Below are 22532 nucleotides of genomic sequence, written 5' to 3'. Positions count from 1 at the left end.
TAAGAGCAGAATTACTTTATACTAAGAATAGAAAAATAAAAATTAGACAAAAGGAGACTAGCCACATGAAAAAAATAAGTCTAGCCAGAGTGTTGTTTGGTTTAGCAGTAACAATAGGCTTAAGTAGTACAGCATTTATACAAGCAGAGAGTGCAGGTGCAGCAACGCTTTACAGAGCGTACAACCCGAATACTGGAGAGCATTTGTACACGACTAACGGCAATGAGATTCCTTCGGTAGTAGCAGCTGGATGGAAGAACGAGGGGACAGCTTGGCAAGTCCCATCAAACGGTACGCCTATTTATAGAATGTTCAACCCGAACAATGGTGGTGACCATCACTACACCCCAAATCAAGCAGAAGTAAACATGTTGAAATCGGCTGGCTGGCGTTATGAAGGTGTTGCTTGGCAATCAGGTGGTAGCATTCCAGTCCACCGGTTGTATAACCCGAATGCGAAAACAGGGACTCATCATTTTACGATTGATGCAAATGAAAAGGACGCTTTAGTCAAATCTGGCTGGAAGTATGAAGGGGTAACCATGTATTCAGGTGGGGATCAAGCGAAAGCACCTAGCTTTGAAGGGAATGATGCTCCAAATAGTAATGGTATTATGGGCAATGAAGCACCCAATGGTGCCGAAATGGAAACTCCAGGTTGGGGTTATAGATAATACAATGTGAGCCTGTTTAGACTGGCTTTTCTCTTTAAAGAAGCGAATGAAAAAATTGACGATTACGAAAGTAACGCAATCAGTTTTTGTTACATTCAGAAAAAAAGATATTGAATTAAAACAGAAATTTGATTAGCTTATCCCAATTTTTTTGTAGAACGAAAGGAAACTAGTCTCTTTTTATACTAAATAACCGAGAGTGCAATATAAACCGTGTAAGTAACCATTATCCTAGGTATGGGGTTGCTTCATGGTTTTTCTTTTTCTAAAATAAGGCGAAGAGGTGATTACACAATGGCAATGGCTAAGAAGAAAAGAAACCCTAAATCTGTGAAGTTAGCTGAACCCATCCCAAATACTTACCGGCCAGAATCTGCGGAAGATATGCAAGAGGCTTTGAAAGACGTATCCGGTCCGTTGTTTAAAAAATGCTACAGGGAGAACTAATGGGCTATATCAAAAAGTTCGGTATTAGTAGGATAAATTTGTTTATTTTTTTCTGGGAATACAATGTCTAATTTAACAAAAAAATTGACCGTAAAGTTAGTGATAGCTTGTTATTATGTCTAAATGTACTTAGTTTATTGTCCCCATTCGGGGCTATAATATCTATTTGTAGTATCCCTTTTCTTAGCAGAATTAAGACATTCCGATTAGCTATAAAATTATTGATTGGAGTGAATATAATTTTAGATATTTTTTTAATTTTTATGTAACCTATAAAAATCCAGTTGTTTGGATGTTTTGGAAGTTAGCTCAACGTCCGGATTAAGCTGGAATACCCAATAAACTTTTAAAAGGAGAGTAATATGACGCGAATAAAGTTGGTAGCTGTAAGTCTTTTTTCAGTATCCCTGTTAACAGGTCCGATTCAAGAGATTGTTCTTGCGGCTGAGAATGATGTAAGTTCAACCGAATTACAGGAAACAAGTATTATAGAAAGTTCTTCAGAAGGTACGATTCACAGTGACGAGAATGATAACATCAATAATACAGATAAGGGAGAAGAACCCCCAGTACCAAGAGATGATCAGAATTCTGAGAGCCAAGATCCTGAAACAGCAATAATTAATGGGGAAATAGTAGAACTTGAACCTGCAATAAAAGAAGGTCACGACGAAGCTAATCGAACTACAGCTCCAAAAGAGGAACTTAATCAAGGATTTAGTCGAGCATCTCGGGCTTCAGTCGAGTCAATTCCACTCTATCGTATATATAATCCAAACAGTGGAGAACATTTTTATACCAAGACCACTGGAGAACGTGATCACTTAAGAGGAGTTGGGTGGCGGTACGAAGGAATAGGTTGGCAGGCACCCGCGAGCGGCAACCCTGTGTATAGGCTATATAATCCGAACGCTGGAGATCATCACTATACATTAGATGCTAACGAGAGGGATCATTTAAAGAAGGTCGGATGGAAGGATGAGGGGATATCATGGTATTCCCCTGCCAAGGGAACACCGCTATACAGATTGTACAATCCGAATGCTAAATCTGGATCGCACCACTATACTTTAGATGCCAATGAACGAGACCATTTAAAGAAAGTCGGTTGGCGGGACGAAGGCATCGCGTGGTATGCTGTTGGAGGCGGAGAGCAAAGTAATGAAGATTATAGGTTGCTAGGAGTTAAAAACTATAACCAATATGCTCTAGGGGCACCAAGCGGATGTGAAGGGGCATCTCTCTTACAAGCTCTACAATACAAAGGAAAACTAACCGGTTGGAGTTTAAGATCTTTTTTAAATACTATTCCTAAGTCGCTTGATGGAAATCCGAACAATGGGTTCGTAGGATCACCGTTCGTAGAAAATTCCTGGACGTATTCTGCAATTTATCCGGCACCTTTAACTTCGTGGGGAAAAAATTATGGAAACGTTCAAAATATCTCGGGTAGCTCGATGGATACGTTAATCAATGAGGTGAAAAACGGTAATCCTGTAGTAGCATGGGTAACGATCAATTTCCAACCAATCAGGTGGGGTAATTGGAATTTTGGAGTGGCAGTAAACAATAATCATGCCGTAACACTCGATGGATTCAACAAAGCAGGGAATCAAGTACATGTATCTGACCCAATAAGCGGTTCTTATTGGATTAATCGGAATACTTTTGAGAATATCTACAATGCCCGTAAATACGCTGTAGTAGTTCGCTAATGTACAAAATGAATGGTGCGTAATTGAAAAAAGAAATAGATTAAGTTCATTCTTGGTATACTTGCTATTCTACTCTCTGAGGGAAGTGTCGCATGTGGAGGAATTTCAAGTGACTTATTTGCTCCATTTGAAGATATTCTTTCTCCGAGCCAAGAAATAATTGAAAAACCAAACGGTCCAAGGAGTACTGTATTACCTAGTACTTCCAACAGTTGCCAGAAGATTTAGAACTATAGGTGAAACAGGTATTTATGGTTTATATAGATCTCACGAATGAAACAAATTTGCTAGCTAGCAAACAAATTAGATGTTTCAAGTTTCCCATTGTTTTAAATAGCTCAAACCCTTGCGGCTCTAAGGAAAAATCATTTTTCTTTCAGTCGCTTTTTTGTTCGTTCATTTTGAACGCAACATAACCTATGCTGCGGCGTATTTTTGTTATATTTACACGACTGTATTCACACCTACAAAAAAATGAGAAGGTTACCCTTCTCTGTCATAGATTTTGAATACATGAATACTTAATGATATTGAGTTTATTGTGGTGAATGATGTTCACTAAATGTCAAATTATTCTGAAGCGTTTGGAAAAATTGAACAACATCATGGTGATAATCAGTTTCTTTCATTGCAACAACGACCGGTTTGACTTTTCGAGTATTATTAGAGTGATATCCACTTTTATCAGCAGTAGTTTTGGCAGGTGGAACTAACTGATTATCATCAATGATACTCAAAATCTCATCAGGATCTCCGGCAGTGATCAAAACTTCGATCAGTCTTTTAAACAAATTAGATGTAAAATACTTTTTTGAAGTAATGCTACTACAACAATATCCATATATCTCTCATAAATTTAAAACAATTTCTGTGGCGGAAGAATTTTGTTTATTTTTATTATTAATAAAATAGATGAATCTAATTCCAGAGACCCATAATCGGTAAAAATATGCCTAAACAAAAACTCCCGTATTAATTAACGAGAGTAAAAAAGTAGTTTTATTATTATTTCTTTGCTAAGTGAGTTACTAATCTAATATCAAATCCACAGTTAAAAACTCTTCCAAAGCTTTCTTTGCTTTTTTCTCAAATCTTTTATTCAATGGTAACGGAAGTACTATCACCGTGTTTTTTCCATCATTTAAAAGTGTAAGAACTGGATAGTGGTGTCTAGTTAGTTTTAATTGTCCCGCAGCTGCGGTTACTTCCAACGTTCTAAAATTTAGGTTATAGACATCGGATCTTCGTATAATCATATTAGTATGCCCAGTCACTTGAATCACTTTTTCATAAATCGAAACAGATTCTTTTCTTTTGGATACATAATAGTACATTAAATAAAGTAAGAATCCTCCAATTATGATTTTCCCCATAATAGTTGGAATTCCAACTATCAGTAGTAGACAAAATAAAATTAATAGTATAATCAACACTCTAATTGGTAAACTGATTGTTTGTCTCTTAAAAAGTAGTTTTCCGTAATCTTTTTCCATTTGTTCTCCTTGTAAAATTGTATTCAGGGAACTGACTAAGAGCTAATCATATGTGATAGCCAATACCTTTGCTTGATTTTAACAGAGTTGGAAACAAATGCAAAGAGTAAGACCATGTACAGTAACAGGCAATCCAAAATCTAACGAAAAAAATTGTGAGTTGACTATTTGTTGTATAGTCATTATTGTAGTGACTATTCGTATTTAAAAGTAAGCTGAGAAGAATTCCTATAGTGATTTCCTCTCAACTTACTTATTTAACTTATATCTCACCTGTTTAAACAATATCAAAGTATCATTGTCCTCAGTGTTATCCTCAGTTTGAATAAATTGAACTTTCGGGTTATAAACCGTTGAGTGAGCATCTTCTATTCTCTTAATATAATCTATATTGACAACGATATGTTCAATTGAAAAATGACTCCATTTTTTTATGTTACAATTATGTCCATTAAATTTCGAAGATGGTTGGTGTTTTCTTTTAACTATCATGGATCTTCATTCGAGGAAAATCATCGTCTACCATTTTGCATACTGATTTAGGCTAACAATATACAAGAAATGAGTATGAAAAAAGCTGTAAGAATTTTAATGTCCTTTAGCACGTCATTAAAGAAAGAACATGTGTAACAAAGACCTATTTATCTTCCTATTTTATCTACATGAAAAGCCTCTCGTAAAAAGTGTCTCAGCTAGTGACTCTGATCCACCTTGAGATTCTATATCTGTATAAATCCGCTTATAATCGCCACTACACCAAGGAATAAGCATATTATACCGCCGTAGCCCCTACAATTTTTTTCCTTTTTCTTTCTACTACTCAAGATTAGGACAATCCCTGTTATCACGAGAACAATCCCTACTCCTACACTAAAGAAATATAACTCTGAAGATAAACTTTGCAATTTATTATCGATTGCATTTTCTATGACTTTTTCCATTTACTCAACCTCCATTTTTACAACTGCTCTCATCAATATTAATGTACTAAGGATCCCAACGATTAGAATAATTACTGCAAATAAGTACATAATAATCATGCTTGTAGTAGTGTTTACCATAACATTACACAATAATGATGCAATAAGGACTGCCGAAATAATGGTGGCTGGAACGGATTTCTTAATAAAGCCTATTCCGACCGAGATAACTCCAATGCTAGCAGCAGTAAATGACATTACACAAATTTTTTGAACTGTTTGAAGCATCAGTGAAATCGTAAACTTTTCATTGACCAAGTTTACAAATTGTTCGCTTATTCCAAATAGTCCGAAGATGATCAGATTGCTTACCAACATTGATAGAATTGTAAAAATTGATACTACGCATATTTTGGATAATATAATTTTTTTTCTGCTCAAAGGGTAAGAAAAGAGTAAAATAGTTTTCTTACCAGAATATTCTTCAATGATCAATTTGGAATACATGACAGCTGCTAGTACACCGTACACTGCCATATTCAACACCTCAAATAGTGGAATAAGGTTTCTATATCCAGAAAAAATGAGCATGTCTTCATCTTTTGGCTCCAATAGGGGAGCATAAGCAAATAGATATAAAAAAACTAACATAGTTACAGTAACAAGCAACGTCGAAATAAAATACGTATGAAAATTGGTTTTTCTAAACTCTAATTTAATAAGTGTTCTCATGTACATTGACTCCATTCATAATATCTATAAAATAGTCCTCTAAACCAGAAGGATATTGAGCTCTTATTCCCATCATAGGAACTTCTTTGATGATTGTTCCATCAACAATTACCCCAATAGTATCGGCAATATATTCGATTTCTGTCAAAATATGACTTGAAATTAACAATGTCATTTTTTGTTCCTTTACTAACGTTACAAATAAATTTCGAATTTCTTTAATTCCCATTGGATCCAGTCCATTAATAGGTTCATCTAAGATAAGCAACTTAGGTTTATGAACGATTGCTCTTGCGATGGCTAGTCGTTGCCTCATTCCCAAAGAAAATTTGGATACCGGTTGCTCATTACTGTATTTTAGTCCTACTTGGGATAATACAGCTTCAATATCCTCATTTTTTTTCCCCATATATTCAAGATGAATTTTCAAATTTTCAGTGGCTGATAAATGTTCATAGAAGATAGGTGTATCAATGATTGTTCCAATTTCCCCTAAGACACTTTTAGATTCAGATACCACGTTTATCCCTAAGACCTGAGCACTTCCTGCTGTGGGAATTAATAATCCTGATAAAATCTTGAAGAGGGTTGTTTTGCCAGCACCGTTTGTTCCTAAAAATCCGTAAATAGTGCCTTTTTCAATGTGTATACTACAATTTTTTAGTACCTCATGAGTGAGGAAAGTTTTGGTGATATTATCGGTTTCAACTGCTAAATTACTATTCATTTCTTTGTTCTCCTTCAAAATACAATTTTTGCAATAAATTGACTGTTTTTTTAATTAATACATCACTCAGTACATCAACTCCCATTTTTATCATCATGGTTTGCAAAAATTTTAAACGCGCATCTAATTTTTCAATTGTTCCATTGAAAACTGCAGGATCACACCAAACATTTAACAACAATAGAAAAGTTTCCGCGATTTCATCAGGGAAATCTGTTGTTAACGAGCCATCTTCAATGCCCTTCTTGATTATTTCTGCAATAAAAGGTGCCCCATTATGTACAGAATCTTTCATGTATCTTAAAACAAATTCAGCACTTTTCATGCGAGCAGACATCACGTCATCTAAGCAATGGACCTCCTGACTATCAATGTTTTTCTCAAGTATGAATTGCAATTTTTCTTTTCCATTAAGTGTCTCAGCTTCTAACAGCCATCTTTCCATTATTTCCCGAATAGTTACCTCCTGCTGAGTTGTGACAGCCTCGACAATTTCTTCTTTTGATTTGAAATGATGATAAATAGCACCTTTTGAAATTCCAGCAGCCGTAGCAATATCATTCATACTTGTATTACTAAAACCTTTTTCTAAAAAAAGATTTGCGGCGTGAGACAGAATCTCATTGATTGTACCTTGCGAGTCATATTTTTTTGCCATATAAAACTCCTTAATACCGACCGGTCGGTTTTTTTAAAATAGTAGCATTTAGTCACCGATATGTCAACAGGATCAGATTCAATAGCTAGGACATATTTTTGTGAGAGATGACTTTATGTTGAGTATCCTGTATTTCATTAAGAGATACAGGATACTCAACATGAAGTTATCTCTCGCAGAAAGTGTCTCATCTATTGACTCTGATCCACTCTATTTCTTCTTGACTATCTTTTATCTGGATTTACCTATTTCAGCTTGATACTAAATCCCGAAATGAATAACAAATTTATCTTCAGCTATAGCCGTTTCCAAAATTTGCTTTAAAGTATCCCATTCATCACCTACGAAATATTTCGCTTGCTCTGATTCATTCCCCGCCAAAAATGCTTCCACCGTTTGAAGTAGTTTTTCAGCAATCTCAGGAGTGATAATAGTTATTCCATAATAATTGAACCCTTGATCTTTAGTATCTAGGTTATTCCAATACATTTTCACATCCTTGAAAACATTATAATTCTCTTCAATAAATTGATCTTGAATTTTAATACTAGTACTTTTGTACTTTCTTGGATTAAGATCTTTGGGTATTTCTTTGCATAAAATAAAATCATGAATAAGACTTCCTGTCAGGGGACTTCCATCTATGTGCAAAACTTGCTTTCCATTAGAAAGGCAGTCTTCCAAAAATGACCTGAATTTCGCATACTCTGGTGAAATGCTACTTTTTAAACTAATACAATTTTGAACATACAAGATATCTTCCCTATCGAGTAAAGTATCATTTCCACTAAGTCCGTAAACTTTCTTTTCCGAATTATATTCAGTGAATTGATGCTTATTCAAGCAATTACCTAAATCTTCTATTAAACGATTCGATATTTGAATGTAATCATCCTTTTGAAAAAATTGAATTTGAAAATTTTCATCATACTTATAAAATTTATGATTTAACATATTTACCTCCAAAAAACATTTCCAAATAATTGGATAGACTCTATCTTATAAAACTTTAATTCAGTTACTTGATCGTTCCGTGTGAAATGATTTTGTAATCTAAAATTTTAGGTTGTCCAAGTAAATCCGTTCCCATGACGTGTTCTAAATCAATATATTTACCATTGTGTTCATACCTATATACATTAGGAGTTTTTCCTTGAACCATTTTTTTAGGTTTGGTACCTTTTTTCAATACAGTGTCTTTGAAGGCATCTGCTTTTCTCGTATAATCATTAAAATCTTTAGCTCCAACTTCATTTCCGTGTTCATTGTAGTGGTATTCCGCATCCGACTGTTTATTCTTACCACCCCAATCAGAATATTTAGACTCACTATAATTATTCCCATTCAGACTATTTTGCATCACCATGTTCGCATGTGCTCCAATTGCTGCAGTGGCTGCTGTTACTAATGCCATTTCTGCTGCAATCATACTTGGTATCGCTGGAGTTGCAGTTCCACCACTACCAACTTCCACAAACAAATCGAATGTTCCGCTTCCAACAGTACCTGCTGCAAACGTTAATCCTGCTGCAACATACTCTGTCATTGCTTGAGCTAAACCAGCTAGTTTCCCAAAGAATATACCATTATTGTATGCTGGATTTTCCTTAATCCAATCTTGATCTAACCACATTGCTAGTCTTGAATTTATAGGAAGTACTATATTATTATTGTGTAGCGTCTGCTTGATATATCCAGCACCAAATGAAGCTCCTGTTTCAATAATATTTTTTCCAGCCTTTTTAGCCTTAGTACAGAAATTGGTCAATGTATTATTTAAAGAATCTCCCCAGTTTTTAAGCAGGTTCTGCCCTTCCTTAGTCTTTGGAATACCCTTATTTCCAGTAGCCTTAGCATAGGCACTGCTAACATATTGTTGACGCTGAGAAGTTTGAAACGCTACTTGCTGCGCATAACTATTATGACCGTAACTAATTGGTGCTCCAGCTGCAGTTGGATAGTAGCCTCCGAAAGAAGAACTATATCCCGCTGCATAGTTTCTGGCTACCGCTGGTGAAAGGAAATTTTGTACCCCAGTCAAAGCTTTGCTGACAACATTTTTAGCACCGTTAAAAACATTACCAACAAACTTTTTAGCACTGTTCCATGCGTTACTTACAAATTTTTTGGTACTGTTCCATGCATTACTTACGAATTTCTTAGTACTATTCCATGCGCTGCTAGCCTTTTTCTTCACACTAGACCATGCACGTTGGAAAATATTCTTCTTATGCCCAGTCGGATCCGTATAATTAATCGGATTATTCTCAACATAGGTATACCCATTTTGACTAAGTGGATTGTCTTCTTCGCCTTCGTAACTATCTTGAGTAAGGAAGGTTCCAGTTTGACTATCGTAGTAGCGTGCCCTTAGATAATTATACCCTGTTATGTCTTGTGCTTCACCTGTATAACCGTACGGATTTCCAGTATCATCTACTTCTTCTGACATTCCGAATACTGAATAGCTATTCGTGCTGTTAAGCTCTCCATCCTGTGTCATGCCTGTCACACTGCCTCTAGCATCCGTCAGATATTGATACTCTTCCTTCGTTTGTTCATTCATGTAGCTGAGCCGTTCGTTCCCATAGGTATAGGTTTCGCGAGCCTTTAGTTCATCATCATACGTTTGAAGTACTTGCGTATTTTCTTGGTTAACATCATTTACGTAGTTTCGTACTTCGTAATAGTTATAGCTGTCCTCTCGAGTGGTATAAGGAATCAATACTTCCTGTACCTCAGAAGAGTAGGTCACTTCGCCTTCACCTGGCAGGTTGCCTAAGCTTGGCGGATTAACAACAATTCCTTCCTCATTCGCTCGATCCTTCGCAATTTTTTGATGATAGGCATGCGAGACAGTGTCAAAGACATCCATCCAAAGATTACCGACTGTTTCCGGTAGACTTGAAATTCCTTGAATAACATTCTCGCTAAATCCGTACCAGAAGAGGGAATTTTCTTCCCCATTCGGACATGTTTTCGGTGATTTTCAGCCACCAGTGTTTGGTATCTTGTTAGACGAAGACGATGATTTACCTGAAGAAGATTTCTTTGCATCCTTTTCTTTCCGTTTGAAGAGCTGATAGGCTGTTTCATCTTCTGTAAATATTTTCTCACAATCAAATTTACTTAAACGGTCTTCTTGTAAATCCAAATGTTGTAATCCGGTAGAGACCCGAGTGTATCCGATTTTAAAAAAATCTATTTCAAAAACTATTGTGCCCTAACTTCATCTTCATAGTTTTTTTGAACATAGATTCTGATACGGGATGTTGAACACGAAAAAGATTCCTTACGATAAAAAACTAACAAAAAAAGGTGTACAGAAAAGGGTCATTTTCTGTACACTAAAACAGCATTTTAATTGACGAAAAAATTTATATAATAGTTGTACCTTCGTTTGTTAATTTGAGATTACTATTGACTCAAACTACTTCTTGTTAGAGCATCCTATTACTCATTTTTTATTTAACCATTTTTCTTCACCATAATAGATTCCTTCTGGTTTAATTTCCTTCAATAATTCTTTTGCTGCATCATACAGCTCTTGTATATTAGCTTCTAGTCTGTCTGGTAACAATGACTCTATATCTTCTAATTCAGTTCCCAAATGCACAATATCAATGATTCTTTTATCTACACCTTTTCTTCGTAAAATATTTAAAGTGTATGGACTAAATAGGTATTGTTCACACTCTTCTATTGCCAGTATGCCACTTTTTAAAGAGTCTAATAATCCAATAATACACACCAACAACATTATGCCAGAATCTGTTTTATTACGTGTAGATAGCTTCATTTTTGTTCTCATCTTTTCCTCCTACTATTTATTTAATCCATTACTCCACTTATTTTTAACTTTTACATCAAAAACCTTTCCTGACTTACTTTCAAAATAATGTATTGAAACTTTATTACCGTTTTTATCATACCCATCTTTGTATACTTTTTTCCATTCTCCTGATTCAATTTTCCTCAAATCTTCTAATGCTTCTCTATTTGTAACCTTATTTTTTTGAAGACCATTTTTCCTTGGTGTGAATCCTTCAGGATATTTTGGTGCATCTTTTATTCCATTATAAACATTTTTTATACCTGAGCCAGAACTATAATTACTACCATTCATCATACTTTGAATAGACTGTCCTAAAACCATAGTTGCATGTGTGACTGTTGCTGCTGATGCAGCTGTAGCGACAGGAGATAAAGATAAACTTGCTCCACCTGTAAATGGTGATGCAGAAACACTTACGCCATTTCCACCGGCAAACATCGCCGCAGCAGCATTATATTCCACTGCTGCCTGAAAGAAACCTGATAGTTTTCCTACAAAAACTCCTGTATTGTGTCCTGCGTTTTCTTTAATCCAATCTTTATCAGTCCACATTGCAAATCTAGAAGTTGGTGAAATGGTTATTCCGTTATTTTCTGCTACTTGTTTAATAAAACCTACACCAAACGAAACTCCTGTTTTAACAATATCTTTTCCAGTTTTTTTAGCGTTAGTACAGAAATTCGTCAACGTATTTTTAAAAGAATCTCCCCAGTTTTTAAGCAGGTTCTGCCCTTCCTTAGTCTTTGGAATACCCTTATTTCCAGTAGCCTTAGCATAGGCACTGCTAACATATTGTTGACGCTGAGAAGTTTGAAACGCTACTTGCTGAGCATAACTATTATGACCGTAACTAATTGGTGCTCCAGCTGCAGTTGGATAGTAACCTCCGAAAGAAGAACTGTATCCCGCTGCATAGTTTCTGGCTACCGCTGGTGAAAAGAAATTTTGTACCCCAGTCAAAGTTTTGCTGACAACATTTTTAGCACCGTTAAAAACATTACCAACAAACTTTTTAGCACTGTTCCATGCGTTACTTACAAATTTTTTGGTACTGTTCCATGCATTACTTACGAATTTTTTCGTGCTGTTCCACGCATTGCTTGCTTTTTTCTTCACATTGGACCATGCACGCTGGAAGATATTCTTCTTATGCCCAGTCGGATCTGTATAGTTGATCGGATTATTCTCGACATAGGTATACCCATTCTGACTAAGTGGATTGTCTTCTTCACCTTCGTAACTATCTTGAGTAAGGAAGGTTCCGGTTTGACTATCGTAGTATCGTGCCCTTAGATAATTATACCCTGTTATGTCTTGTACTTCACCTGTATAACCGTACGGATTTCCAGTATCATCTACTTCTTCTGGCATTCCGAATACTGAATAGCTGTTTGTACTGTTAATCTCTCCATCCTGCGTCATGCCTGTCACACTACCTCTGGCATCCGTCAGATATTGATACTCTTCCTTCGTTTGTTCATTCATGTAGCTGAGCCGTTCGTTCCCATAGGTATAAGTTTCACGTGCTTTTAGCTCATCGTCATAGGTTTGAAGTACTTGCGTATTTTCTTGATTGACATCATTTACGTAGTTTCGTACTTCGTAATAGTTATAGCTGTCCTCTCGAGTGGTATAAGGAATCAATACTTCCTGTACCTCAGAAGAGTAGGTCACTTCGCCTTCACCTGGCAGGTTGCCTAAGCTTGGCGGATTAACAACAATTCCTTCCTCATTTGCCCGATCCTTCGCAATTTTTTGATGATAAGCATGTGAGACCGTGTCAAAGACATCCATCCACAGATTACCAACTGTTTCTGGCAGACTTGAAATTCCTTGAATAACATTCTCGCTAAATCCGTACCAGAAGAGTGAATTTTCTTCCCCATTCGGACTTGTTTTCGGTGATTTTCTGCCACCAGTGTTAGGAACCGAGTTTGATGAAGAGTCCGATTCACCTGCAGAAGATTTCTTTGCATCCTTTTCTTTCCGTTTGAAGAGCTGATAGGTTGTTTCGTCTTCTGTTCGACTGGCTGTGAACACGCGATTGTCATCCCCATCATACAGAGCTGCCATCAGGAGACCTTGATTATCTTTTACCGCAAGCAAACGATTTTCCGTATCATAGATATAATCTAATACTTCGTCGGTACCGCTTTGTTTAATCCGATTACCATTCTTATCGTACTCATAACGGATGGTTTGTTCAGAATTTTCCATACTGATCAATCGATTATTGTCATCATACGTAAAATTAGTCGTTTGTTCTTTCCCATCGATGGTTTCCGTGCTGCTTAGTTTGTTTCCAGCTAGATCATAAGAATATGCGTAGCTGGCTAACTCATTCTTTTTCTTCTTATCAGAGACCGTCATTTGAGCAACTTGACCAAGACTATCATACTCATAGGTTTGAACGATGATCTTGCCATCTTGAGTAATCGTTTCTTCAGAAACATAATTATCTGCATCGTAAGCGTACTGATAAGAGGCAATTGTTTTTCCTTTCTTATCTTGATGGACGATTTTCTCCACTCGATTATCCAAACGATAACTTAGCGTTGAGACTGTTCCATCCTTACGTTTGATCTTCGTCATGTTTCCTGCTTCGTCGTATTCATAAGTGGTCGTTTTATTATCGCTATCAGTTACCTTTGTTAGACGATCTAATTCATCGTAGTTGTATTTAACTTCTGATCCATCCGCATAGGTTAGTTTCTCGATATTTCCATAATCATCGTAGTCGTACTTGATTAGACTACCATCGCCTTGACGAACACCAGTGATTTCATCTTCCTCATTGTACTCATAATTCGTTTGACCGGTTAAATCATTCATGGATACCCGACGACCTTCTGCATCATAGGTATACATGACCGTACCATCCGATTTTTCTGAATAGTTCACCTGCAGAAGTTGATCTAACTTATTGTAATCGTACTTGATCGTTTTCCCGTTGGCTTGCTGAACACTGTCCAGACGATTGTCTACGTCGTAGGTATATTTCGTCGTGTCTCCTAAGCTGTTCACTTTTTCGACTACATTGGACAACTCGTCATATTTGTACTTTGTCACTTTGCCATTTCCGTTGGTGATTTCAGTTACATTTCCGACTGAATCGTAGGCATAGCTGGTTTTAGAGGCTTTATCTCCTGATCCAGTAGTTGCTTCGATTAATTGGTCAGCCTTATCATAGCTATAGCTGTTTACCCGCTGTCCACCGGAAGTAACATTGGTTAAATTATTGTTCCCATCGTAAGCAAATTCGTTGAAGGCTCCTTCACTGGAGGTTACCTTTGTTAGTCGATTGTCTTTATCATAATTGTACGTTGTGATTCGTCCGGCTGTATCTGTCTCAGCGATTAAACGGTTTTCTTCGTCATAACTGTTAGTGGTTACCTGTCCTAATGGATTAACGGTTTCTGTAAGATTCCCATTTGGATCGTATTTGTAGGTTTCTTTACGTTTGCCATTAATTGTTCTTGTGGTTAATTGTCCTACAGGATCATACTCGTAAGCTGTTTGACGACCGGTTGGCTGGGTCACTGTTTCCAAGCGATCTAGCACATCATAGCTATAATTTGTTTTTATACCGCTAGGGCTTACTGCTTCAACTAAATTCCCAGCTTCATCATAGTCAAAAGTAGTGGTTAAATCAGCAGGATCAGTGGTGGTAAGCAGTCGTCCAGCTTCATCATAGGTGTACTTGGTGGTACGTTTTGATTGATCTTCTTGCTGAATCAAATTGCCAGACACATCATAGCTATAACTTTGAGACAATCCTTTAGGTGCTGTCTGTTGACTTAAGCGCCCAAGCTTGTCATAGGCATAGCTATATTTGGCACCAGTTGGCAAAGTACGACTCATCGCTTGTCCATAAAGGTCGTTTTCATAGGTTGTTTGGTGCCCATTCTCATCAGTTTCCGACAGAAGACTGCCCGTTTGGTCATAGGTATATTGACTTACACCACCCGTTGGTTTTGTAACACTTGCCAAGCGGTTCATTTCGTCATAGGTATAGCTGGTCGTATTTCCTTCTCCACTTGTTTCTGTCAGTGGATTGCCCAGATTGTCATACGAATAACTTTGTACGGCTCCTGTTGGACTGACTTTCTCCATTAGATGATTCAATGGATCGTATTTTAATGCTGTTGTATTTTCTTTTGCATCTGTATAAAGGATTAAGTTTTGATTGGCGTCGTATCCATAACTGGTTTTTTCACCCTTTTCATCGGTTATGCTCGATACATTTCCCAGTACATCATACGTATAGGTAATGACTCCTCCGGCTGGATTCGTTTCTGTCACAATTTGATTAATATCATCATAAGTGTAAGAGGTTATCCGTCCTTTGTCATCTGTTGCTTCTTTGAGATTGCCATTTTTATCGTAGCTGTACGTCGTTAGTTTTCCTTCAACATCTGTCGAGGTTAACATATTCCCCATGTCATCATAGGTGAAGGCTTCACTTGTTTTATCGACATATTCTACCTTGAGTAAGTTACCTTGAGTGTCATAAGCATACGTAGTGGTTTCACCTAGACTATTAGTTTCTGTGAGACGTTTGCCGTGATTATTGTAGGTATATGTCTCATCTAACCCCTGATTGTCCTTCACATGAACCACTCGATCACTTGCATCATAGTCGTACTCAGTGACTAAACCGTTCGAATGTGTTTCTTTCACCAATCGGTCCAGAGCATCGTAGCTGTTAGTTAAGGTTGTCCCATCTGGTTTCTCGATCTTTTCTGTTTGAGCTGTTGGGGTGTAGGATAGCTTGTGAACATTCCCATTCTCATCTGTGATAGCTGTTGGATAACCGAGTTCGTTATAGGAATAAGTCTTTTGGTTGCCAAGAGCATCTGTGGAACTGGTTATTTGTTCTATCTGATTATAGGAATAGGTTGTTTTATTTCCTAATCCATCCGTTACAATTGCTGGGAGATTGTGACCGTTATACGCAGTGCTGGTTGTGTAACCTGCTGCATCGGTAACACTCGCCTGGTTGCCGTTACCATCATAAGAAATCGATGATTTGTTCCCAAGTGCGTCAGTAATTGTTTCCAATGCGCCGCCTTTTGTATACGTATAAGAAGTTTTCTTCCCTCGAGCATCAGTGAAAGATAAAATATTTCCCATTGAATCATAGGTGTACGTATTTATTTCTTGGTTGGGATGAGTCACTTGAGTTACATTTCCCAATGAGTCATAGGTATAGCTGGTAGTTCGCCCGTCTACTGTTTCACTTAGCTTATTCCCATTAGCATCATACTCATAAGTAGAGACTACTCCGGCCTCATCAGTACTCTTAATCACTTGACCTAGATCATCATATTCCATGATCACTTGGGTTCCATCAGGATGTTCCGTTTTAATGATATTACCGGAGGCATCATAGGTATTGCTGGTTATCTGATTTAATGGATCCGTGATGGTTGCGATTTGATTAGCTACTTCGTCATAGGTATATGTGCTGTTATTTCCAGCTTCATTAGTATCGCTTAGCAGTCGTCCTAGTGCATCTCTTTGATAGGTCAACGTTTGACTAGCAGCATCTGTTTCACTTAATAGACGGTTCCGCTGATCATAGACATAAGTGGTGCTATTCCCTTCAGCATCGGTCATTTGGATTCTATTGCCGACACCGTCATAGACGTACGAATAGCTGCCGCCTTCGCCATTTGTCTTGGTCAAGGGGTTTCCAACTGCATTATAGGTATAGCTCGAAGTAAAGCCATTTCCGTCAGTTTGAGCGATTACTTGACCAGCACCATCAAAGGTATAAGCGGTCTTCTGCCCATCTGGTGTAGTTTCACTGGTTTTCCGTCCCTCATTGTCATAGGTTAGCGTTGTAACTCCACCTAGAGGATTCGTCATGCTAACTGGAAGACCATGAGAATTATAGTCAATAGTTGTTGTCCCTTTAAGGGGATTCACTATTTTATTTAGGAATGCCCCGGAATAACCATAAGATGTTGTATTTCCTTCAGAATCGGTCGTGCTAGTCACACGTCCTTGTTTATCTACTTCAAAAGCTGTACTCGGACGATCATTGATTTGAATAGCTTTTAAATTACCAGAGCCATCGTAGGTATAGAGAGTTCTCTTGCCATCAAAGTCAACTTCACTGGTAATATGATTTTTTGCATCATAGGTTGCTTGTTTTACAGCACCATCAAATCGTGTTTCGGTTAGGATATTTCCATTGTCATCGTAGGTATAGCTGGTGGTCTGACCTGCTTCATTTGTCTCACTCGTCAGCCTGTTAGCTGCATCATAGGTGTTAGAGACACTTGTTCCATCAGGATAATCGATTCCCGTTGTCCTGTATTGCTTATCATAATGATAGGTGGTACTGTTTCCGTTCCCATCCGTTGTATGTGTTTGTCCATTGCTATACTCAAGAGTGGATACTGCTCCTGTACCATCTACCTGCTTTACAACGCGTCCTTCTTTGTCATACGTATTTTCAATAATCTTGGTTCCATTTCCGTCATACCAAGCAGTCATAAGACCTTCGTTATCATATTCGTACCGAGTTTTTACACCCGTTGAATCAGTAAAGCCAGTTAAATGTCCAGTGCCATCATATTCATAGGTTAATTTGGACCCATTAGGCACAGTAATACTTCCGATATACCCTTCTTCGTTCATAGAAACATTGTAAAGAGCTCCTGTAGGATCAGTGATTGCTGTTAATTGTGCATTCTTATTATAATCAAGCTTAGTAACGTTCCCTTTTTCGTCTTTCTGACTCGCCAGAAGACCAAAATAATTAAAGATTTTTTCTTGATTTTCACTATCTGTAATATGGTATTCTTTGACAGTGTATTTTTCTTTTCCATTGCCAAAATCGGCTTCTTTTGTTTCTTTATCTTTCACTGACAGAGTTAAGTCGTACCCTTCAGGCGCCACATACTTGTTGCCCTCTTTTTTTAACTTTAAGATACTGCCATCGGTCCGCGTATAATAAAGATTGCCTTTTTCATCACTGGTTACCTGCTCGTTGTAGGCAAACGACCATCCTCGACCAAAGAGACTATTATAATCTGCCCCTTTAGAATTGTATGAACGGGTTATCTCGAAGTCGCTAGTAAAACTCGGAATCGATACATCTGTACGATCTAGATAAAAATTCCCAGTATTAAGGTTGATTGGTTCAAATCCAAACTCACAATGCAGTCCTCGCCCCATTAATAAGCTGTCAATATCCTCTTTTGTTCCATCAGAAAGCTTTGGTGGATTATAAGGTTTATCCGCATTCTTTTTCGGATTACGAATAAAGAGTGTATTATTACTCAAAAGAAGCATATCCTGCACACGGTTATCATAAACAATTTGTGCCAACGGAACGCCATAATAAGCTGCTATTTTAGGCAGAGTATCATATTGAGTAACCTTATAAACAACGAATTTTTCGCTATTCTTCTTTCCGCTGCTATTTCCATCCTTTTTACTCTCAGCATCTATCGTATAAACTTTATTAAAATCAGGACTAGTAAAAGGGATTCCAGTTTGCCAATTGGATAATTTGTCTCTATATTTGGTTGTTCCCTTTGGAAAATATGAATCAAACAAACTTGAATTAGGATACTTGTAGGAATAACTTGCATAAGACTGTCCGCTATAGCTCTTTCCTGCATCACTCAATTCGTAATCGACAATCGCTCCAGGAGTAGTTAACCCATCTGAAAACACCCCTTGAAATTGCAGCTTCCCGCTTTTGTCTGTTAGCATCATAGAACGAAGTGCAACAGAAGTATCCTTAAGTGGATAATTTGCATCAACCGGATCAGGAATCGACCAATTAATCGTCATACTTGGTCGTTTGTCCGGAGTGAAGTCTACCTGTCCTGGGCCGCCAGTTGAATAAGTTGTATAGAAGGCTCCACCATAATCATTTTCATTAGTTGCTTGAACAACGATTCCATAGTTTGGACTTGTTCCTTGAACCCAGCTGTTTACCGCATCTCGAATATCAAAATTGTGCATTCCATGTTTAGCAGGACTAATAGCTTTTTCGCCTGTAGGCTCTTGTGACAGACCCACAGAGTTATCCCAGGTTAAAGCGTTAATATCATAATCCTGTGTTAGTTTGTAGCTAGAAAAAGTCGCAGTTGTTTGTGGATATTGGATATATTGGTACAAATTATAGGTAGCATTATCGATTTTTGCTTCTTTCGGAATCTTCGAAAAATCATAGTTTACTTTGGTATAGATCCTGGTACGACCCACATCCTTGGCATTCCATATACCGGTCATTGCTTGTGTGATATATCCAACATACCCATAGCCACGTCCTTGATAAGTTCCATGAACAGAACTGGTTACCGTATCAATCAGGTTTTCAGTTGGAACTGTTACTGTAGGATCGATTCGAACAGGATATGCTCGATTTGTGTCCTTAAGCCACTCTTCACTTGCATCAATTGTCAGTTCATACTTATCTTTTTGTTCTTTTAAGCTTAATTGAATCTCATCACTCGTTTCCCCAGCACTATCGATCATTACAGGAGCAGACAATACAAACAGAACTTCCTTTTTTCCTTTTCTGGTAATAATGACCTGATTGTTTTCTACAGTTGCTGAGTATTTATCAGAAGAAAAATAGTAAGTAAACTGATGCTTCTCTCGCCATTCCTCCAAAATAATTTCTTCTTTAACGCCATTATCAGTAATTGTATACTGGACATCATCTGCTTCATCGACATTGTTGTACAAAAGAGCATTTTCTTTTACTGTGGCATTTTCATAGGTCACATCTTTAGGAATTAGCTCTAATGTATCTTTTCCTTTAGAAACTTGAATCCCTTGATTTTTATCTACTTTACTAGGCAGCACAACATCTACTGGACTGCTGTTGGGTTTAAAGACTGTTCCATCACTTTGATTATCGGTTATCAGACTTAAATCAACAGGTGTTTCCGTCCCCTCGTCATCTTTGTACGTTTTTACATCTCCGCTAATATAAGTGATGAAATGTGTTTCATCCACTTTATAAATTTGTTCTTGTCCATCTACTAAGATCGGTTCGCCATACTTTTCTCTTAAAGCTTCTTCTTCAATACTATTCTTTTTCTCTTCTACTTCGGGTAAACGAACCTCATAGTCTTTGGGTTCTTCAGCTTTATTTTCCGTTGACTCTTCCGGTTGGGTCTTACCTTCCTCTTCCGACTGCTCACTAGAAGACTGACCTGTTTCCTTTACCTCTTCAGTAGAAGGAACCTCAACTGAATTTCCTGCATCAGGAACAACAGATTCTTGAACACTTTCAATCGTATCCTTGTAATAATTTTCTGCCTTGCTTTGATCAACTGCTTCTTTAATATCCTCCGCATATGCAATAGGCATACTTCCCATTATCAAGCTTACCAACATGACATATTTAACAAACTTCCCTAAGTTCTTCTTCATATCTTCTACCCCTAACAAAATTTTTAAGATCGGATCAATTCCTTATAAACAACTCCTATCGCAATAACTAAGTCAGCAATGAACATCGCTAACGAACCCATCATTGGGAAGGCCAGACTAATCCCTATAGATATACTTAATAGTAGAAATACACCCAGTAACATTTTTTTTAATAATGGATTTTTCCAACTAAAGGGTTTCTCTAACAGGAGAGTGAGACAATAATAGATAAAAGCAAACCGTAAAATTCCTTGTATATAAGTGGTCACAACCCAAATGAAGCTCTTCACCCATTCATAGCTCATGGCTGTGGACCGATAAATCCCCTCTCCAATTAATCCAAGGGCAACTCCAGAAATTAGAACCACCAGTACGTAATTTCTAATTGCTACGCGTGCCTTGTCCTTGGAAGAAACGCGTTTATAGAACTGGTAAAACAAAATCAGCAACAGGCCTAAGCCTACACTTATCGTTAAAACACCTAAAACATAAAATAGATTGGCGTTCCTGTTAGCATCAAACATAGAAACCAACAGCTCATTTAAAAATAAGTAATTGCCCATTCCATAAAACATCAAACCTAAAACATACATAAAAAAATAGAGTCTTTTTGGCGCTATCTTTAATTGATTTTTAAACTGGTCTTCTTTCTCTTTCAATCGCGTGAACAACAAATCTTCTCCCCCCATCTTCCGCATCACAAGTAGATAAAATTAATAACCTGTCAGTAGTTTTTCTCTTTAATTCACGATAATTCCCACCTAGCTCTACAGAAAGCTCTTTGATTTGCCCAAAATAAGCATTTACGGCATTCTTATTTTCTAGATGAAACGTATGATAAATGTGTTCATCGGTAAAACTGTATGCCGCAAAAACCTCATAAGAGATCTTTTCCTGCTGTGTTTGGACGGTAACTCGCTTATTTTTGTTAAAAAATTCAGGATCCGCAAAGTATGATAGTGTGCCAAACATAGTCCCATCCTGTGTGGCATGACCATAAATAATAGTTGCCAAATCATTGAAATCCTTTGCATTTACTCGTTCTGTAAAAATTGCGCCATAGATCGATTCGTTATGATCGACATCATGGCTAAGATAGTAGCTGTCATCAGTTGGATGCTGTGCAACAGGATAATCAATATTCGTATCCTCAACATGCAAGTATGCATAGACTTCTTTGTCGTTGCTGAGAGAACTAAGCGTTTTTTCAGAAGCTGCCTCCATTGACAACTCATTTAAGTGAGTCACCTTAACCCAACAGAAACATAGAATGCCTAGTATTAAAATAAAAGTAAGGAATCGCTTCAATTAATCACCTCTCCTTCAAAGTTCATTTGCGAAGAGACCAACAAATAGCTCTTCACTTTTCGTCATTTCACCAGTAACCATTAAAATAATGCAGCTTATTTTCAAAACGAAAAAATATAGTAACTACCAACAAACTTCATCTCCCACCTCTTTCAATTTACTCACTATGCACGAAACAATCTGTACAAAAATATAACTCATTGATTTCTTTTGCTTTTTCTCACACCCGCAAGTTATTTGCGTCATAAACGCTGAAATATCTACTCAAACACAGCCTCATTTTTTGTGAAATCAGTAGACCTGCCACTCTTCATTAAAAAAAGTAAAATATTAATAAAAAGGGCATATTAATAAAAGTATAAAATATTTGGGAATAAGAAGAGGTTTTTCATCATAAAAGACTCTTTTTGGTTCATAATCGGTAGTATAATGAGATTCTTCTCCCTCTCAACTACGAGGTTCAGATGAAATTATTCAACACTAAAAATAAAGATTAGAAGTTTTTGCTGTACAAAAATAGTATATAAATAAATCACATATAACTTGCCTGCACTTATTCAATCTTTTGGAAAACTCGTACAAGTCAGAAGTATCAAAAGTACTTTTGTATTGCTT

14 protein-coding genes and 2 pseudogenes are annotated in these 22532 nt (G+C 37.1%); 3 read left to right on the top strand and 13 right to left on the bottom strand.

Features of this window, described 5'->3' with window-relative positions; translation table 11 throughout:
• Positions 1 to 65 precede the first annotated feature (65 nt).
• From IGI49_RS15045 to IGI49_RS15035, 3 genes and pseudogenes are all read left to right on the top strand, one after another.
• Entirely contained in the window at positions 66 to 674 is a 609-nt protein-coding gene (locus tag IGI49_RS15045) for a hypothetical protein (RefSeq protein WP_429962352.1), read from the top strand.
• A 300-nt stretch (positions 675 to 974) separates the two neighbouring features.
• Positions 975 to 1132: pseudogene (locus IGI49_RS15040) on the top strand (IS256 family transposase); the annotation flags it as partial.
• A gap of 351 nt (positions 1133 to 1483) precedes the next feature.
• Positions 1484 to 2836, top strand: a complete 1353-nt coding sequence (locus IGI49_RS15035) for a C39 family peptidase (protein WP_429962351.1) — start codon at positions 1484 to 1486, stop codon at positions 2834 to 2836.
• 536 nt (positions 2837 to 3372) lie between these two features.
• On the opposite strand, the gene IGI49_RS15030 is transcribed toward IGI49_RS15035, so the two are convergent.
• The 13 genes and pseudogenes from IGI49_RS15030 to IGI49_RS14970 form a co-directional block, all read right to left on the bottom strand.
• Positions 3373 to 3627 (bottom strand): hypothetical protein, encoded by a 255-nt coding sequence (locus tag IGI49_RS15030; RefSeq protein ID WP_429962350.1) that lies wholly within the window; start codon positions 3625 to 3627, stop codon positions 3373 to 3375.
• 237 nt (positions 3628 to 3864) lie between these two features.
• Positions 3865 to 4329 carry a hypothetical protein gene (locus IGI49_RS15025; protein WP_429962349.1) on the bottom strand — a complete coding sequence of 155 codons (465 nt, stop codon included), beginning with the start codon at positions 4327 to 4329 and terminating at the stop codon, positions 3865 to 3867.
• Between the two features lie 719 nt (positions 4330 to 5048).
• Positions 5049 to 5270, bottom strand: a complete 222-nt coding sequence (locus tag IGI49_RS15020; protein ID WP_429962348.1) for a hypothetical protein — start codon at positions 5268 to 5270, stop codon at positions 5049 to 5051.
• The gene (locus IGI49_RS15015; protein ID WP_429962347.1) at positions 5271 to 5981 is read right to left on the bottom strand and encodes an ABC transporter permease; all 711 of its coding nucleotides are present in this window, start codon (positions 5979 to 5981) and stop codon (positions 5271 to 5273) included.
• Positions 5965 to 6708, bottom strand: coding sequence for an ABC transporter ATP-binding protein (locus IGI49_RS15010; RefSeq protein ID WP_429962346.1), 744 nt, complete (start codon positions 6706 to 6708; stop codon positions 5965 to 5967). The genes IGI49_RS15015 and IGI49_RS15010 overlap by 17 nt, the downstream gene beginning before the upstream one ends.
• Positions 6701 to 7366 (bottom strand): TetR/AcrR family transcriptional regulator, encoded by a 666-nt coding sequence (locus IGI49_RS15005; protein ID WP_429962345.1) that lies wholly within the window; start codon positions 7364 to 7366, stop codon positions 6701 to 6703. Before IGI49_RS15005 ends, IGI49_RS15010 begins: the two co-directional genes overlap by 8 nt.
• Before the next feature lie 261 nt (positions 7367 to 7627).
• The gene (locus tag IGI49_RS15000) at positions 7628 to 8320 is read right to left on the bottom strand and encodes a hypothetical protein (protein WP_429962344.1); all 693 of its coding nucleotides are present in this window, start codon (positions 8318 to 8320) and stop codon (positions 7628 to 7630) included.
• Between the two features lie 64 nt (positions 8321 to 8384).
• A complete protein-coding gene (locus IGI49_RS14995; protein WP_429962343.1) occupies positions 8385 to 10241 on the bottom strand; it encodes an RHS repeat-associated core domain-containing protein in 1857 nt (618 codons plus the stop codon).
• Between the two features lie 222 nt (positions 10242 to 10463).
• Positions 10464 to 10571 (bottom strand): annotated as a pseudogene (locus IGI49_RS14990) (recombinase family protein); the annotation flags it as partial.
• A 252-nt stretch (positions 10572 to 10823) separates the two neighbouring features.
• Positions 10824 to 11177, bottom strand: coding sequence for a DUF3969 family protein (locus tag IGI49_RS14985; RefSeq protein ID WP_429962342.1), 354 nt, complete (start codon positions 11175 to 11177; stop codon positions 10824 to 10826).
• A gap of 12 nt (positions 11178 to 11189) precedes the next feature.
• Positions 11190 to 20609, bottom strand: a complete 9420-nt coding sequence (locus IGI49_RS14980; RefSeq protein WP_429962341.1) for a DUF6531 domain-containing protein — start codon at positions 20607 to 20609, stop codon at positions 11190 to 11192.
• 23 nt (positions 20610 to 20632) lie between these two features.
• Positions 20633 to 21280, bottom strand: coding sequence for a hypothetical protein (locus IGI49_RS14975; protein ID WP_429962340.1), 648 nt, complete (start codon positions 21278 to 21280; stop codon positions 20633 to 20635).
• The gene (locus IGI49_RS14970; protein ID WP_429962339.1) at positions 21243 to 21917 is read right to left on the bottom strand and encodes a class B sortase; all 675 of its coding nucleotides are present in this window, start codon (positions 21915 to 21917) and stop codon (positions 21243 to 21245) included. Before IGI49_RS14970 ends, IGI49_RS14975 begins: the two co-directional genes overlap by 38 nt.
• Positions 21918 to 22532: the final 615 nt, after the last annotated feature.

It is taken from the genome of Enterococcus sp. AZ071 (genome assembly GCF_050499065.1).
GTDB classification, from domain to species: Bacteria; Bacillota; Bacilli; order Lactobacillales; family Enterococcaceae; genus Enterococcus_A; species Enterococcus_A ferrettii.
The sequence above is the reverse complement of the archived record's forward strand: the minus strand, read 5'-3'. Positions and strand labels throughout refer to the sequence as shown.